The 16,566-nt window shown below is 41.5% G+C and carries 11 protein-coding genes, 1 tRNA gene and 4 pseudogenes; 7 read left to right on the forward strand and 9 right to left on the reverse strand.

The window, feature by feature from the left end; translation table 11 throughout:
• The first annotated feature begins 104 nt into the window (after window positions 1-104).
• Window positions 105-1,313, forward strand: a complete 1,209-nt coding sequence (locus tag RJD38_RS20320) for an IS4 family transposase (RefSeq protein WP_032073033.1) — start codon at window positions 105-107, stop codon at window positions 1,311-1,313.
• 12 nt (window positions 1,314-1,325) lie between these two features.
• Here RJD38_RS20320 and RJD38_RS20325 read toward each other — a convergent pair.
• A pseudogene (locus RJD38_RS20325) lies at window positions 1,326-2,498 on the reverse strand (glycosyltransferase); the annotation flags it as partial.
• 2 nt (window positions 2,499-2,500) lie between these two features.
• The gene (gene bcsQ, locus RJD38_RS20330; RefSeq protein ID WP_083163675.1) at window positions 2,501-3,277 is read right to left on the reverse strand and encodes a cellulose biosynthesis protein BcsQ; all 777 of its coding nucleotides are present in this window, start codon (window positions 3,275-3,277) and stop codon (window positions 2,501-2,503) included.
• Window positions 3,278-3,949: 672 nt separating this feature from the next.
• Between bcsQ and bcsE the strand changes: the two genes are divergently transcribed.
• From bcsE to bcsG, 3 genes are read left to right on the forward strand one after another with little or no spacing between them, the layout of a single operon-like run.
• On the forward strand, window positions 3,950-5,527 hold the full coding sequence (gene bcsE / locus RJD38_RS20335) for a cellulose biosynthesis protein BcsE (RefSeq protein WP_065546341.1): 1,578 nt from the start codon (window positions 3,950-3,952) through the stop codon (window positions 5,525-5,527).
• A gap of 2 nt (window positions 5,528-5,529) precedes the next feature.
• On the forward strand, window positions 5,530-5,691 hold the full coding sequence (locus tag RJD38_RS20340) for a hypothetical protein (RefSeq protein WP_197497809.1): 162 nt from the start codon (window positions 5,530-5,532) through the stop codon (window positions 5,689-5,691).
• A gap of 3 nt (window positions 5,692-5,694) precedes the next feature.
• Window positions 5,695-7,320 carry a cellulose biosynthesis protein BcsG gene (bcsG, locus tag RJD38_RS20345; protein WP_065546342.1) on the forward strand — a complete coding sequence of 542 codons (1,626 nt, stop codon included), beginning with the start codon at window positions 5,695-5,697 and terminating at the stop codon, window positions 7,318-7,320.
• A 185-nt stretch (window positions 7,321-7,505) separates the two neighbouring features.
• Here bcsG and RJD38_RS20350 read toward each other — a convergent pair whose 3' ends face one another.
• Window positions 7,506-7,859 carry a DMT family transporter gene (locus RJD38_RS20350; RefSeq protein ID WP_065546343.1) on the reverse strand — a complete coding sequence of 118 codons (354 nt, stop codon included), beginning with the start codon at window positions 7,857-7,859 and terminating at the stop codon, window positions 7,506-7,508.
• Window positions 7,860-8,371: 512 nt separating this feature from the next.
• Between RJD38_RS20350 and RJD38_RS20355 the strand changes: the two are divergent.
• Both RJD38_RS20355 and RJD38_RS20360 read left to right on the forward strand, forming a co-directional pair.
• Window positions 8,372-8,515, forward strand: a pseudogene (locus RJD38_RS20355) (DUF393 domain-containing protein); the annotation flags it as partial.
• A 53-nt stretch (window positions 8,516-8,568) separates the two neighbouring features.
• Window positions 8,569-9,774, forward strand: a pseudogene (locus RJD38_RS20360) (ABC1 kinase family protein); the annotation flags it as partial.
• Here RJD38_RS20360 and RJD38_RS20365 read toward each other — a convergent pair.
• Window positions 9,756-10,964 (reverse strand): IS4 family transposase, encoded by a 1,209-nt coding sequence (locus RJD38_RS20365; RefSeq protein WP_032073033.1) that lies wholly within the window; start codon window positions 10,962-10,964, stop codon window positions 9,756-9,758. The pseudogene RJD38_RS20360 and the gene RJD38_RS20365 overlap by 19 nt on opposite strands.
• Before the next feature lie 103 nt (window positions 10,965-11,067).
• Here RJD38_RS20365 and RJD38_RS20370 point away from each other — a divergent pair.
• Window positions 11,068-11,226: pseudogene (locus tag RJD38_RS20370) on the forward strand (AarF/ABC1/UbiB kinase family protein); the annotation flags it as partial.
• 211 nt (window positions 11,227-11,437) lie between these two features.
• Here RJD38_RS20370 and RJD38_RS20375 read toward each other — a convergent pair.
• The 5 genes from RJD38_RS20375 to RJD38_RS20395 form a co-directional block, all read right to left on the reverse strand.
• Window positions 11,438-11,803, reverse strand: coding sequence for an HNH endonuclease family protein (locus RJD38_RS20375; protein WP_367971480.1), 366 nt, complete (start codon window positions 11,801-11,803; stop codon window positions 11,438-11,440).
• Window positions 11,800-12,831 (reverse strand): IS630 family transposase, encoded by a 1,032-nt coding sequence (locus RJD38_RS20380; RefSeq protein WP_175422461.1) that lies wholly within the window; start codon window positions 12,829-12,831, stop codon window positions 11,800-11,802. The genes RJD38_RS20375 and RJD38_RS20380 overlap by 4 nt, the downstream gene beginning before the upstream one ends.
• 32 nt (window positions 12,832-12,863) lie before the next feature.
• A complete protein-coding gene (locus tag RJD38_RS20385; protein WP_367971481.1) occupies window positions 12,864-14,258 on the reverse strand; it encodes a DUF262 domain-containing protein in 1,395 nt (464 codons plus the stop codon).
• A gap of 633 nt (window positions 14,259-14,891) precedes the next feature.
• Window positions 14,892-14,966, reverse strand: a tRNA-Gly gene (locus tag RJD38_RS20390).
• Between the two features lie 142 nt (window positions 14,967-15,108).
• Entirely contained in the window at window positions 15,109-16,500 is a 1,392-nt protein-coding gene (locus RJD38_RS20395; RefSeq protein WP_065546346.1) for a sensor domain-containing diguanylate cyclase, read from the reverse strand.
• Window positions 16,501-16,566 lie beyond the last annotated feature (66 nt).

Genomic DNA, 16,566 nt, shown 5'->3' on the forward strand with positions numbered 1-16,566 from the left:
AGGAATCCCCTAATGATTTTGATAAAAATCATAAATTTAAGGTAGATGCACATCTTGTCATGTGATCAAATGGTTCTGAGAAAAATCAATAACCAGACAACAAGATGTGCGAACTCGATATTTTACACGACTCTCTTTACCAATTCTGCCCTGAATTGCACTTAAAACGACTCAACAGTTTAACGCTGGCTTGCCACGCATTACTTGAATGTAAAACGCTCACTCTTACCGAACTTGGTCGTAACCTGCCAACGAAAGCCAGAACAAAACATAACATCAAACGAATCGACAGATTGTTAGGTAATCGTCACTTGCACAAAGAGCGACTCGCTGTATACCGTTGGCATGCCAGCTTTATCTGTTCAGGTAATTCGATGCCCATTGTTCTTGTTGACTGGTCTGATATTCGTGAGCAAAAACGGCTTATGGTATTGCGGGCTTCGGTGGCACTACATGGTCGTTCTATTACTCTTTATGAGAAAGCCTTTCCGCTTTCAGAGCAATGTTCAAAGAAGGCTCATGACCAATTTCTAGCCGACCTTGCAAGCATTCTACCGAGTAACACTACACCGCTCATTGTCAGTGATGCTGGCTTTAAAGTGCCATGGTATAAATCCGTTGAAAAGCTAGGTTGGTACTGGTTAAGTCGAGTCAGAGGGAAAGTGCAATATGCAGATTTAGGTGCGGAAAACTGGCAACCTATCAGCAACTTACATAGCATATCCTCAAGTCGCTCAAAGACTTTAGGCTATAAGAGGTTGACTAAGAGCAACCCAATTTCATGTCAAATTGCACTGTATAAATCACGTCCTAAAGGCCGAAAAAATCAGCGTTCGACACGGACTAATTGTCATCATCCGTCACCTAAAATCTACTCCGCTTCGACAAAAGAACCATGGGTTTTAGCGACTAACTTGCCCGTTGAAATCCGAACACCAAAGCAACTTGTTAGGCTCTACTCGAAGCGTATGCAAATTGAAGAAACCTTCCGAGACTTGAAAAGCCCAGCCTACGGTTTAGGCCTCCGTCATAGCCGAACTAGCAGCTCAGAGCGCTTTGATATCATGCTGCTAATCGCCCTAATGCTTCAACTGACATTTTGGCTTGCTGGAGTTCATGGTCAGAAACAAGGTTGGGATAAGCACTTCCAAGCTAACACTGTCAAAAATCGAAATGTACTCTCAACAGTGCGCTTAGGGATGGAAGTTTTGCGGCATTCTGGCTACACAATAACGAGGGAAGACTTGCTCGCGGCTGCAACCCTGCTTGCTCAAAATCTATTCAAACATGGTTGTGCTTTGGGGAAATTATGAGGGGATCCCTCAGAGCTTGGGGTCTTTAAGAAACATGCCCATGGTTAACTGGAAAAAAGCTCGAGTTGGGATATGGTCGCAATCAAAAATGGCGACATACTCACCATGCGTTTGCTTTAAGGCATAATTGATGTTGCCCGCTTTAGCATGTTCATTGGTAGGTCGACGAATGTAATTCACACCCACACTTTGCGCAAACTCGCGAAAACTATCTCGCTTACCATCGTCCAACACATAGATATTGAGCTTATCTTTTGGCCAATCGACGCCTAAGGAAGCATATACTGTCGCCTTAACAACATCTAAATCCTCATTGTAAGTCGGGATCATCAAATCGATGGTCGGCCACGTCGAAGTATCTTTCGGCATCTCTAAAGGCTTACGACTAAGTGGCCAAATATTTTGGAAATAGCCAAGAATCAATACAATCCATGAGTAGGATTCAGCGATAAGTAATATGCCCCCCAACACCAATGCAATGGGATCATCCCAGTTCAACGTGGAAGAATAGCGCCACCAAAGATAACGACAAGAAGCGGTCACCGACATAATGATCAGCAACATTGTCGGAAAGCGCCCCGGTAAACGACGCACCATCATCGCCAGCGCCCAAAGCAAAACCACAAACACTAGCTGCGCTTGATAGCCAAACGGTACGGTAAAACAGATCAATGCCAAGAAAACAACGCATATCAATAGTAAGTAATTGAGCACTAGAGCGGACTTGCTGGATCGGGCGGCTTGGCGCAACTCCGGCTGGTTAACCTGACTAGCCTTTTTTTCTAGCCAACCCACTATTTTTGCAACCGATTCAAAAGGTAGATAAAAGATGTGTCGTAGTTGAATGATTGCGCGCGAGAGAAGTCTTCGGACAAAATCAGAGCCCGAATGGGTGATGCATTGCTTGAATAAAATCAACCAAATACTTTGCACAACAAATCTAATGGAATCAAATAGACGCGGAGCGGCAAAATTAACTTGTGGGAAATACACTAGCGGCAGTTTCCAAGAGGGTACGCCAGCAATCACAGGTTGGAGAAAAACAAAACTAACGCAAAACCAAGCACTTAAAATTAGCTGCCCCATCCAGTTCGAACTGCATTCCCATTTCTGTTCATAGACTTTCTTTTGCGTTTCAAATCGTTCAACTATCCAACGCTGAAAAATTAAGTTTAGCCCCTTCATACTTAGCCCTGTTCTGCGCTAGAAGAGAAAGCAGATACACACCAAAACGCGAGAGCTTGGTAATCTTTCGCTGCTTGGCTAATAGGTGAATAATGTTGAATTGTCGTTAGATTAGCAGCGCATTCTATTAGCGCGGTATCTTGATGCATCAATACTGGTACCAATAAGGTTTTTAGTTCTTGCTTGAGAACCAACGCAAGATCTCGCCCAATTTCAGTTTCCGGTTGATATTGATTGAGAATAAAACGGATTTTATCGTTATCCATTAGTTCACGTAGGACATGGTTGTGCTCAAAGAGCGACTGGAGTACTGCGTAATTCATCGCATCAGCCTTAATCACCACAAATATCATGTCCATTGAAGCAATAAAATCTTGCCATACTGGCGTGGAAATTTGCCAAAATTCACCGTGAAATAACTGCCACTGCGATGGCTCACAAACTGAAAGCAACCCCTGATTCAAGTCGTTGATCGGTTGGTTATTCGTTTGAGTAAAACTCTGATGTAGGATTTCATTTGATTGGCCATATGGTAAAAAATCCACACCTTGAGGGCTTGAAAAACCGGCCTCATTCCACAGCGATCCCCCCATCATACGAACCGCCCAACCATCATTCTCATCGTAGGGTGTACCAAAATGAAGGCGTAGCAAGTTCTCCGCAGATACATCAATAGCGAGCACAGGTTTATTGATCTTCACTAATGACTGAGCCAAATTCGCAGTCACTGTTGTCGAGCCACATCCTCGTCTTAAACTGACGACAAGAAGGCGTTTCATGCTGTTTCCGTTGTATGAACTAATGATTTCGAACTCCTGTCCGCCGCGATAGAGCCAACATGATGACGCTGACTCTGTAACACTAGCCACTTATTTTTCACTTGTATGTACGATTCATTTTCAGCGGTTTCAACATATTGATGTTGAACCAAGTCATATGAAGAGTAGATCGAATTGATATCTTTTGCGGGCTGTGACAAAACATCTTTTCCACATTACAGGCACATTCGTTTGGAGTGCGGACTTCCTCGTCGAACACTATCAATCCAAATAAATGACGCTAATAACGACTGATGCACCTAACCTGCGCATCCAAAGCGATACAACACGATTCGATATCACAATGTAAAACATTGCATATTCGTGCTGTATCTCCTTAAGTGATGTTTTTCAGAACTGAGTTTGAAAGTAAGTTGTAATTATCCGTTTACGACATATGAGCTAAAATATCATTCACCAAGATAATTAATACCTGCGATATGAATGCGAATTTTGCTTATAAACATCAAGGACAACAATGCTATATGTAATTTTACTTTTGATCAAATTGGTTTAATATCTTAACGTCATTTTTTTGTCATAATCGACTGGCATTTCAGAACAAACAAGCATAAGCGTCTAGATTATGGCGCATACAAACCACATTAAACCACTGAAAGAAAGGCAATTATCATGTCATCAACAATCGGATTACCGGCAGAGACCAGTGAGTTAGAAAGTAAGTCTACTTATGTCAATTTATTTACTAACAAGCACATGACAATTGAGTTTCTTTTAAATGCTTTGAATAAAAAACAACCAAACATTCTACTCAGCTGCATCGATAAACAGTCGATTCTATCAGGGCTAGATACACCTCAAATAGAAACTTTCAATGCCTTACAAAAAGAATATTTCAATTTGAGTTATTTTATTAACAACAAAAGAAAAAAAAAGACAATCGAGCCCATCGCTTTAGCGGAAGATATTCAAACAATTAATATCCCACCACAAACACATGTCATTTTATTATTTCCCGATGCATCACTTGCCCACTACAGCGATGAAGAAATAGACAAATTTTTAAACAACTTAGCCGCTTTCGCTAGCAAAACGAAAACCAAATTAAACCTGTGTATTTTTGGTCATTTAGCCACCTCAGTTCTAAAACCTAAACTATTAACTCACAATCGTACACTTGCAGGGCTAGCAAGCATGACCGCTCTTGATGAATCGCGATTTAGCTACTGGATTGACTTTTGGTCTAATCGCCATGGCGTCATCGCTGCACAAGAATTTGTATTGACTCGTCAGAATGAGGCATCTCTGTTAGCTAGCCAACACAACCATAGCCCTATTCAACCGTTAAGTGAGGATAAGTCTGATAGCGAGCGTGTCTATATCGTAAGAGCGGCTTTAGGTGATACGTCAAAAGCCCCTGCGAATATGCATGTTGCCGAGAGTAATCAGCATTTAATTGGCTTATTAGATAGCCCTAGAGCATCAACCATCATTTTTAGCTGTTCAAGCCAAGAAGAAGTACAGCAACTCGCTATCGCTTGTTACCAAATGAGGGTAAAAGCTGGCTCACAATTAAAGATCATCATTAGAGAAACGCAGCAATGTTTGCGCTATGCCGATGAAAAATACCTACTGCGATCAGGAGTCAATCTTATTTGTCCTGTCCAAGTCCCCCCAATGCGCTTTATGACTCAAGTAGAAGCCATTCAAGGGCAATTGTTAACGCGCCCTATTCCTTCGAGCTTAGATGCTTTAACCAAATACGACTTATCATTTGGCAGTAAAGGCTATCTACGCGGTAAAGAGTTTACCCGCTACTGCAATGATGTAATTTCAGTTTCGGCGCAATCAAAGGTCAACTTTGCCTTAATAAAACTCACTTTTTTACCGGGGATGCAAGCGGAGGAATGTTTACGACTTTGCCACGTTAAGCGCGATGGTGATGTGGTTACCGCCACGCAAAAAGCTCTGTATGTGTTATTCAGCGCCATACGTCATAGCGACATTGATATTGCATTAAACAATATTTTCGAATTCCCCGTTCGCGATTTGTTTCACTCAATGCGTACATTTGAAACCCAGTATGACATTGACTCTGAACTAAAATACATCCTAGAGGATGAAGCTTTGATCTCAAAAGAAGTCACGGACCTGACGACTGAGACGCAAATTTTTCCCGAACAGAACCCAGCGATAACGGATGTATCTACTCTCTTTGCCATCAAAAAAACGATCGCGCTAAAAGGATAACTATGAACATCAACGATTTCTTGCTCACAGTCGGTATTAGCTTATTTATTGGTATCTTTGTTGGGTTTTTCCTACGAGATATGTTGCACGCACTTCGCACCCTTTATACGAAACGATTTAAACGCTCTGCCTATTTTGAACTTGACACAAAACAAGAAGAATAACCCATGACATCGAAAACGCTTGCGAACTCCATACCGTCAATCGGATTGGGTTGGTGGAACATCTATTTCATCATCAAAATCGCCCTATTTTCACAAGGGGTGATCGATTTTCACCCTCTGTATAACTTCGCATTATTATTCGCTATTTTGCTACCCATTAAGAGCAAGGGGCTTAATCGTACCCGTCATGTTCTGGCCGCGTTTATCGCAGTATGGTTGCTGCATTTTGACTCTTACTTACCCCCTCTCGAGCGATTGTGGGCGCAAGCTGGGCAATTAATGCAGTTCGAATTAAGCTATCTAATCGAACTGCTTGGGCGCTTTGTCACGCCTCATGCAGTGATAGCGCTGTTTGTCATTTGTGCGGCTTACGCAATCCTCAGCAAGTACCTACGTGTATCCGTACTGGTTGTCATTGCGATGTGCTATATCAGCTTTCCAAGTATCACTACATCCAAGCCTGAATCGATCACCGAGAACAAAGAAGCCGAACAATCAGAAGCACAAGTTACCGACAACGCACCTGTATCCGTTACTGAAATCAACGACAACACGCTTAATGCTCTAACCGCAGAATTTTTTGCCCAAGAGGCGTCACGAAAGGTCGATTTCAATCGTCAAACCGCACAAGATGCCCCCTTTGATTTACTGCTACTGAGTATTTGTTCGGTCGCTTGGGATGATATCGAAATTGCAGGACTAGAAAATCATCCACTGTTTAAAGAGTTCGACATTATGTTCGACAACTTTAGCTCAGCTACCTCTTACAGTGGGCCTGCTGTGATCCGTTTATTAAGAGCAAGTTGTGGCCAGCCAGAACATAGCCAATTATTCGCTCCTGCACCAAACAAACAGTGCTACTTGTTCGATGATCTCAAACAATTAGGCTTTGGTGAAAATTTGGTCATGAACCACAACGGCGTATTTGATAGCTTTTTAGAGCTAATTAAAAAAGATGGTGATATACAAGCAGACTTAATGTCACAACAAGGCTTCACGCCTTACCAAAAGTCATTTGACGGCTCAAACATCTTTCGCGATAAACAAGTTCTAGAAAGCTGGTGGCAAGAGCGACTAAAAAGCGACGACGACAAAGTTTTTACGCTATACAACTCAATCTCACTGCACGACGGAAACCGAATCATCAACGCCAACTCAACCACGTCGATGGTGAGTTACAAAAAGCGCCTCAAGAATTTACTAGACGATTTGTACGCGTTCTTTAAAACCTTAGAAGCATCTGGAAGGAACATCGTTGTTGCGCTGGTCCCTGAACATGGCGCTGGAATGCGTGGAGATCGGATGCAAATATCCGGTATGCGAGAGATCCCAGCCCCAACGATCATTCATACCCCTGTCGGTTTGAAGATTTTTGGTAAAGATATCCAACGCCAAGGTGAAACCAAACATGTTGAAGCACCTTCCAGCTATTTGGCGCTATCACAATTAATTGCCAATATTCTGGATAAAAATATCTATCAAGTTAAACAGTTTGATCCTGAAAACTTAACCGCCAATTTGCCTGAGACTAAAGTTGTCGCGCAGAACTCTGGTTCGACCGTGATAGAAGTGAATGGTAAATACTACGTATCATTAGATGGTAAGAGTTGGATTGAATACCCTAATTGATATTGAATATCCCAATTGATAAAGAATGCAGCCTACCCAGTTAATGAGCGCCTCACTCAAACACATCAAAGATAATCAAAGCCCGTCTGACTAGACGGGCTTATTATCGATAATATCTAGAACGACAACTTAACGGACGCTTAAGCTGCATGCAATGCAGACTGTTTACTCGATATTACAATAGGTTAGTGACCGACTGATTTAGATAGTAAATTAACAATCAATACCCCTGAAATAATAAACGCAAGACCAATTATCGCCGGTAAATCAAGCTTTTGACCATAAAGAAAGTAGCTAACGGTTGCCACAAGTACGATACCAGCCCCACTCCAGATTGCGTATACAATGCCGACAGGCATTGTTTTGACCGTAACCGATAGCAGAAAGAACGCAATGCCATAGCCGAAAAGAACAATTAAACTCGGTGAAAGCTTGGTAAATTGTTCAGTTTTCGGTATGAATGAAGTTGCTATCACCTCGGCAACAATTGCAATACTCAAGGCGATGCCAGCAGGAATAGACGTAATATATTGAAACATAAATCAGGTACAACCATTTAACAGAATAGAAACAGCTCATATTCTTAACGAGCGAATTATAATCATAAATCCCATCATTGCTATGATTAACTCAATGGTGTTGTTTGGGTTGTCGTACGCAAGGTAAGGACACGAAAATGCGGTTAAAAAAAGCAGTTCACAAACCGATTTGATTACCATTCCAAACGAAAGATACGCAAAAACACTCCGTTAAGCGCTTTTTGCAATTTATTTCATATGATGGGCATTATGATGCCAATTGTTGAAGACTAAATTATCTATTTTCTAGATGTCAGGCCAAATTCACTATGCCCCCTCTATATGGCATGGCATGACATGACACCCGCTTATCTCTATAACGAAAGCCCATAATTATAGGGTCGGATAACTGAGTAAAATGATCCACCTAATCGGGGATTGCGTACAAATTGAGACGACAAAAAAATAAAGTAAATCAATAGCTCCACTGACGAAGTTTTAACTAAGGGATGTACACATTGTGCTAGAAAGAGATACTAGCGCTTGCCAAACATGATACCGAGAAAACATTACAAACAATCTATAGTAAAGCCTTTTTAGACTACCCTCAGATTGATACGGACGCAGCCAATACCATTTTGTATGTTTTAGGAAAACTACTGCTGGGTTTAGGTATACACTAGCAAGCATGGAACTTTGTAATGAACCTTGATACCCAAAGAGAGCCTTTATGTCGACAAAAGAAAGAAGTCTACCTACCCATCGCTTTTCAAGATTCAGTAAGTTCGCATCGCTCGCGACTCGAGTAGCCGGAAGTGTCATCACAGAAGGCACGAAACAGCTCGCGCAAGGAAACAAACCCAAAGCAAAAGACTTGCTATTAACACCCCAAAATATTGCCCGACTCACCGATCAACTGGCGCATTTACGCGGCGCAGCGATGAAACTCGGTCAAATGCTGTCGATGGATGCAGGTGATATTCTTGAACCCGAGTTAGCCAACATTCTCGCTCGCCTGCGTTCAGACGCCGACCCACTGCCAGCCAAGCAGCTCAACCAAGTGTTAGAAAATTCACTCGGAACAAACTGGAAAGCAGAGTTTATCTCCTTCAACTTCAAACCCATCGCCAGTGCATCCATCGGTCAAGTTCACCAAGCCTACAGCGATGCCGGTGATAAACTGGCCGTCAAAGTTCAGTATCCGGGGATCAGAAAAAGTATCGATAGCGATGTGAATAATGTCGGTACTCTGCTCAAAATTGTTGGCTTGATTCCAGAGTCGGTCGATTACAAAAGTTTGTTGGAAGAAGCAAAAAAACAACTACACGATGAAGCCGATTATGCTCGAGAGGCAGATTACGCGACTCGATATTACAATGTACTAAATGGAAGTTCTCACTTTGTGGTTCCCAAAGTTTACCTACAAAGCTCATCCGAATCGGTGCTAGCGATGGATTTCATCGAAGGCTGTTCTATCGAAAAAATAGAAAATGACGACCAAAAGACACGCGACTTTGTCATGCAAAGCCTGCTCGAGCTAATGTTCAAAGAGCTGTTTGACTTCAAAATGGTGCAAACCGATCCCAACTTCGCTAATTACCTGTATGTAGAGCAAACACGTCAAATTGGCTTATTGGATTTTGGCGCTACTCGTGAATACAGCGATCGATTCAGTGATGGTTATCGTTTGGCTTTCACATCTGTCGTTAATCATGATGAGCAGGGACTAAACAAAGCCCTAGAGCAAATTGGATATTTTAGCGAGACCATTCTCCCAGACCAACGCCAAGCCATTCTCAACTTAGTAAAAATAGCGTGTGAACCCATGCTTGTTGATGAAGATTACGACTTCAAAGCCAGTGGTTTAGCACAAAGGCTTCGTGAAGCAGGAACCATACTCAGCACTGAGGGATCCCCTCATAATTTCCCCAAAGCACAACCATGTTTGAATAGATTTTGAGCAAGCAGGGTTGCAGCCGCGAGCAAGTCTTCCCTCGTTATTGTGTAGCCAGAATGCCGCAAAACTTCCATCCCTAAGCGCACTGTTGAGAGTACATTTCGATTTTTGACAGTGTTAGCTTGGAAGTGCTTATCCCAACCTTGTTTCTGACCATGAACTCCAGCAAGCCAAAATGTCAGTTGAAGCATTAGGGCGATTAGCAGCATGATATCAAAGCGCTCTGAGCTGCTAGTTCGGCTATGACGGAGGCCTAAACCGTAGGCTGGGCTTTTCAAGTCTCGGAAGGTTTCTTCAATTTGCATACGCTTCGAGTAGAGCCTAACAAGTTGCTTTGGTGTTCGGATTTCAACGGGCAAGTTAGTCGCTAAAACCCATGGTTCTTTTGTCGAAGCGGAGTAGATTTTAGGTGACGGATGATGACAATTAGTCCGTGTCGAACGCTGATTTTTTCGGCCTTTAGGACGTGATTTATACAGTGCAATTTGACATGAAATTGGGTTGCTCTTAGTCAACCTCTTATAGCCTAAAGTCTTTGAGCGACTTGAGGATATGCTATGTAAGTTGCTGATAGGTTGCCAGTTTTCCGCACCTAAATCTGCATATTGCACTTTCCCTCTGACTCGACTTAACCAGTACCAACCTAGCTTTTCAACGGATTTATACCATGGCACTTTAAAGCCAGCATCACTGACAATGAGCGGTGTAGTGTTACTCGGTAGAATGCTTGCAAGGTCGGCTAGAAATTGGTCATGAGCCTTCTTTGAACATTGCTCTGAAAGCGGAAAGGCTTTCTCATAAAGAGTAATAGAACGACCATGTAGTGCCACCGAAGCCCGCAATACCATAAGCCGTTTTTGCTCACGAATATCAGACCAGTCAACAAGAACAATGGGCATCGAATTACCTGAACAGATAAAGCTGGCATGCCAACGGTATACAGCGAGTCGCTCTTTGTGCAAGTGACGATTACCTAACAATCTGTCGATTCGTTTGATGTTATGTTTTGTTCTGGCTTTCGTTGGCAGGTTACGACCAAGTTCGGTAAGAGTGAGCGTTTTACATTCAAGTAATGCGTGGCAAGCCAGCGTTAAACTGTTGAGTCGTTTTAAGTGCAATTCAGGGCAGAATTGGTAAAGAGAGTCGTGTAAAATATCGAGTTCGCACATCTTGTTGTCTGGTTATTGATTTTTCTCAGAACCATTTGATCACATGACAAGATGTGCATCTACCTTAAATTTATGATTTTTATCAAAATCATTAGGGGATTCCTCAGTACTCAGCATGGAGCAAGAGTATTGGCACACACCTCCAGCCGATGCCCTATTTCTCCACCGCAAGATAGGAGGCATGTACCTACTGGCATCTAGGCTTGGAGCCAAGGTGAATATCAGGCGCTTGGTGGAGCCCCATTTGCTCACCGATAGCTGATTCTTAGGCGATTTCGGTCTTTAAAGTGGATGCAAAACAAATCCGCGCTAAGCGCTCTAGTCAGCCCCCGGTTATCCAGAAAATATACAGATAAGAAAAAGTAGGCAAAACCATGTTATAGTATTTTGTATGCTGGTCTATAGTTCAACAGTCATTACCACATGTGCTAGCTCAACTGAGAACAAAAAAAGGCTCTAATGAGCCTTTATATTTAAATTTCATTAATTCGCCATATAGTTTTAGCTTTCTTGGCTAGATACTTTTGTCGAGATTCGATGCTATCTGGAGTCCAATCATCGTAGAAGTTTGCAAGACCCGTAGTTATTTTAACGGTACTACCTTTAAGTGATTCGCGCTTGATTTTGTAAGGGTGGTTTCCAATATTCTTATTTATTGATTTCTCCAATATAACCATATTAGCTAATCGATAAATTGACTGTTGTTGTCTAACACCATTAAATTGATCCCAGCCATCGCCCGCACGCTGAGGCAAAATGTGTTCAATATTAAATTGGTTAGTCGCTAAATCAATAGGTGTTCCAGACTCACTATGTTCTAACTTTTTATACCGAATCAACTTGAAGATGCAGGCTTGAGAACCTGAAAATTATCATTAATTCGAGATGCCAAAGAGCCTGCGATCTCTGGAAGTGTCACAGTAAAAAATTGGTCTATTGCCGCCTTGAAGTCCCGTTTACTTTTGAAGTAAACGTTGTTCCTCGACTTCTCATTCATTACTTTCCAAAGCCGCTCTATTGGGTTGAGGTTTGGGCTGTAAGGTGGAAGATAATGCAGCTCAATATTAAGGACAAATGCCGCATCTCTGACCAAGTCACTACGGTGATATCCCGCACCATCTAAGATGATATGAAGCTTATGAGCTAACGGATAACTCTCTCTTAACTTACAGAAAAAACGAACTATCGTTTCACTGTTAATGCTCTCATAATCATCAACAATAGTAGCTCCGATATCTGACAGGTTCAGTGCGCCAAGAATGTTCAATCGACAGCGATTTCCCGTTGTTTCAATCACTTTATCTTGACCAGTTCGTATCCAGCCATGAGATATTTTTGTTGATAGGGTTGGGTGAACAGCATCGATAAAGACTATCGATTCATCCTCGCCACAACTTGCCTTTAGCGCTTCGTAAGCATCAATGAAAGCTTGTTGTTTTGCTTCATCAAACTTATGTGGAACGCCTTTCGGTTGCTTGTAGCTAAAACCGTTATGGTGAAGCCATTTGTTCATACCAGAGACAGTGTAATCAAGTCCAAAAGTCTCTTTAACGTAGGCGACAATTTGATGAGTATGAGGATAGGTTTTCTCAGTCAAATGCTCGATTAGGTGCATGGTTTGAGTTGCAGAAAGCTTGCTTTGACTTCCGCCATTTTCAGGCTTAAGTTTTTCAGAAAGAACGTAGTCGCTAAGGTGACGTGCAACGGTGGATTCATGAATCCGAAGAGCTTGTGAAATCATAGTCTGATTCCAGCCTTCAGAAGCCAGCAAAACAGCCTTAATACGGTCGCAAACTCGACTATCACGTTCAATATCGTGCATTTGTTCGAGTTGCAGTTTCTGTTGAGGAGTCAGTGTAATTTTCATGGTTCGTAGCATGATCCTGATTCTAAAGAAAATCAAGCATCTTCAATGATCACAGGTATAAGTATGTACTGAACAACCTTTTGATTACGAGTATTTGTTGTCTTTAACTGCTTGTTAGCAAATGCGGCAGTAAAGTGAGTGTCATCTGGATAGATATCCCTCAATGCATTAATAACTTCTGAATAAGAGGTAAGATTACCGTTCTCTATTCTCGTAGCAACCGAGCTATACAAGCCCTCTTGATCTTGTGGTGGTAAACTACAAATCACGTTATACCTAAACGATATTACTGATATTGACTGAAGAATTTTTGTGAAAGTCTGTCTGTCAGTATCAAAGAATTTTCGATATGAAGACATAAGCATCGCCATAGGTTGTTTCACGCCGAACATTATTAATTGCGAGAGAGCATCCTTCTCAAGTGTATCCCAAATGGTACTGTTAGGATCACGAAGGTTCGCATAAATCTCAGCGTTATATTCTAAGTCTTTAACCAATTGAAATGCTTTTGCTTGTGTATCTATAGCCTTTTGAATTGTCTTGAATAGATCTTTTTTACGAACCAACTTATTTTTACTGTTCCAGAAAATTCGCAACAACTCAGGAAAACTCTCGCTGCTCAGTAAGCCATTAATATGCTCCCATGAAGACTCAAGATCTTCTAAAACACAGTCATGTGGATTGTCTTTACTTAGAACAGAAAAAAGATAGTTTTTTAAAAGATCTGTGGAGCTAAGTTTTACACCCCTCGCATTTAGCGTTTCAAATACTTTAAAAGCATTTAGCTCATCTGTAACTGAAATTACGGTGAAGAACAATTTATCTACTAATGAATCAATAAAAGCAGTTACTTCCTGGCCACTTAATTCTGTGAAACCAAATCTTGTCTCAATCTTACTTGAGTAAAAATTATACGCTTTCCTAAGAAGATGCTCAGATGCTTTAAGGTTTCTTGAAGGGATACGTTCAGAGTTAACTGCAATGTAAGTTTGGTAAAACCTATCATTGTGCTTGTTCAAGGTTAATTTGGAACGAGAACTTAACGTAATAGGATCGATGTAACCTATGTAGCTTTCACGCAACACATTTTCACGTTTCAAATTGTTTTCTGAATCCAAATCTTTCTTGATCAAGCTTTGTAAGTGATTCAGTGCAGATAAGATTATGATTGAAATCGTAGTGATCCTTTGTTGACCATCGATCACAGCGCTGGATTTTTTGTTCGTAGATTCTTGTAAGACTAGATATCCCATATAATGCTCAGTCTCAGCGTCATCTTCCTCGCTATACATAGCTAAAATATCAAACCATAGTTCTTCCCAGTTCTCCTCACCCCAAGAATAGTCTCGCTGAAATGGCGGTATGCTATAAGTAACGTTGTGCCCAACAAGTTGCCTAAAGTTTTCGTTTGCTGTACTGAGGTTCATTTTACTAACTCTATGATTATTGGTCGTTTATAGATATTAACATTAGGTTATGCAGTGTACAAAGATAAGTCAGTCTCCCAATGTACGAGATTTGGTCGAATTACTCCTCGTTATACAGCATGGGCCAAAAAGGTGTTTGAACTTCTTAGCATAATCCACCGAACAATTTCGTTTGTCATATTCATAGAACAGAAACTAGATCGTTAAGTCAGGATGGAGTATTTGCACTCGCCTAGCTCGCATTAAGTTCATACTTTCCAAGAAGGATACCTAGATTCAGAATTAGCCGATTAATAAGTCAGCAACGATTAAAAGTGGTTTGGGAATGAACATTCGAAAGCAATCTGCTACAAAATACTAATTGGTAGAAATTACATTTTGGCTTTGATTGTAAGTGTAAGAAAAGAAGGTGTTACGTTTAGCGGATTAGCATTTCTAATATTGAGCTGATAATTTGGGACCATACCAAATGGACTTAACGTAAATAGCGCTAGTCTCAATATGGTCTCAATTTGGTCTCAGCACAGAAAAAAGAATAGCTAGGATTACTATTCCAAACGACAGATACGAAAAAACACGCCGTTAAGCGCTTTCTTTTCAGTAATTTGGAATTGGTAAAACTTTAGAAAGGATTGGAGCGTACTGCGGGAATCGAACCCGCATCATCAGCTTGGAAGGCTGAGGTAATAGCCATTATACGAAGTACGCACACTGTGTCTCGAAGACCTAGTTAATATGCCACAGATAATTGAAAATGAAAGCTATTTTTATCTAACTTAGGTTTGTTTGCTTGGTATTTGTTCACCTTGCTGGTTAAAAGCACAATCTGGTAAGTCATCGGTGAGTTGAGCTATTGCGTTATTGGTTGTAATGAATCACTGCCCTGCTCTACAATTTCCATCACGACCTGATCTTTTCCTTTCATCTTCGCTTGATACATTAATCTGTCTGCCTCTGAAAGTGAGATCGCCTCACTACTCTTCTTATAGTAAGCACAGCCGAGACTTATCGTTACATGTTGGGCATCATCAAATACTTTAAGTTTACGTACAACATCACACAGTGCTTCCGCATAGTGCGAGGCTTCCTCAACCGTACTATTGCGACAAACCGCAGCAAATTCCTCACCACCTATTCGGCCGATCAAATACGAGCTTTTTGAGACTTGCTTCACCGCTCTACCAACTTGTTGGATAACGACATCACCAACCTGATGGCCGTAGGTATCATTAATCGTTTTAAAGTCATCAATATCAAACAGCAATACACTCACGCTACTACCTTGAGCCACCGTCTTACTAAACTCTTGATAAAAGTGGCGTCGATTACTCAACCCTGTCAGTTGGTCTGTTTCAGACAAACATCTTAGTTCGCTATTGGCCTTCTCTAATTGTCGCGTTTTTGCTTTTACCGCCATTCTCAACATAATCATGTAGCTGATGATCGCGATAATCATCAACATAAGCAGCAGCGGCATTAAATAATTAGGGTAAACAGTTTCGATGTACATCCAACGATTAAATATACGATGCTTATCTTCTTCACTGATTTGGCTCATGCCTTCCGCTATTTTAAGTAGCATTCCTCCATTGCCTTCCGCTACTGCGGGCCTCACGATTCCAGAATAGAGGTGAAAAACACTAGCGAATTGATCACTTCGCCCGACGCTTTGAAAATAGAAATTGGCCACTTGGAGATCAGCGACAAAAGCATCGATACGCCCTTCAAAAGCGGCTTTGATCAGTTCTTGGTTGTTGGAATAGTTGACTGTCGCCAATTTGGGAAAGTTCTTACTCGCATATTCTTGTTCAAATCCGCCTTCAACCACGCCAAGTGTAAAGTTATGCTCTCCCGTGATGAGTTCTGAAATTTCATAACTAAGCAGTGTCTTATTCACAAATAGCTGGGTGTCAATGGTCAGAATAGGTTGGCTAAAATCTAAATAGCGGTCTCGCTCTTTTGACAGTAATAAGCCTGCATGGAAATCGGCACGCCCATCAGCCACCGCTTTAAGCGAATCGGCCCAATCGAGTAATAAAAATTCAACGGGCTGCCCTGTGACACGAGAATACTCACGCCAATAGTCAATCAGTATTCCTGCAGGTTGACCGCTACTGTTGATAAATGAAAATGGTTTCCACGCTTTAGAGTTAGCGATGATAAGAGTTTCGCTCTGGTCGGTCTGTTCAGCAGAAGATGCTGATGCAATAACAAATAGAAGCAGTGATAAAAAACGAGACACAACAGCCACCAAAACAACAGACAACGGATCACTAAATGAGACTTAGCAATATGAGTAGGAATTATT

This window comes from Vibrio scophthalmi (assembly GCF_040869025.1).
Classification (GTDB): Bacteria; Pseudomonadota; Gammaproteobacteria; order Enterobacterales; family Vibrionaceae; genus Vibrio; species Vibrio scophthalmi.

Bases quoted from the DNA above. Each gene is read 5' to 3' on its own strand.
- RJD38_RS20320 (WP_032073033.1), top strand. From the start codon at position 105: ATGTGCGAACTCGATATTTTACACGACTCTCTTTACCAATTCTGCCCT.
- bcsQ (WP_083163675.1), bottom strand. From the start codon at position 3,277: ATGAAACGCCTTCTTGTCGTCAGTTTAAGACGAGGATGTGGCTCGACA.
- bcsE (WP_065546341.1), top strand. From the start codon at position 3,950: ATGTCATCAACAATCGGATTACCGGCAGAGACCAGTGAGTTAGAAAGT.
- RJD38_RS20340 (WP_197497809.1), top strand. From the start codon at position 5,530: ATGAACATCAACGATTTCTTGCTCACAGTCGGTATTAGCTTATTTATT.
- bcsG (WP_065546342.1), top strand. From the start codon at position 5,695: ATGACATCGAAAACGCTTGCGAACTCCATACCGTCAATCGGATTGGGT.
- RJD38_RS20350 (WP_065546343.1), bottom strand. From the start codon at position 7,859: ATGTTTCAATATATTACGTCTATTCCTGCTGGCATCGCCTTGAGTATT.
- RJD38_RS20365 (WP_032073033.1), bottom strand. From the start codon at position 10,964: ATGTGCGAACTCGATATTTTACACGACTCTCTTTACCAATTCTGCCCT.
- RJD38_RS20380 (WP_175422461.1), bottom strand. From the start codon at position 12,831: ATGAAAATTACACTGACTCCTCAACAGAAACTGCAACTCGAACAAATG.
- RJD38_RS20385 (WP_367971481.1), bottom strand. From the start codon at position 14,258: ATGAACCTCAGTACAGCAAACGAAAACTTTAGGCAACTTGTTGGGCAC.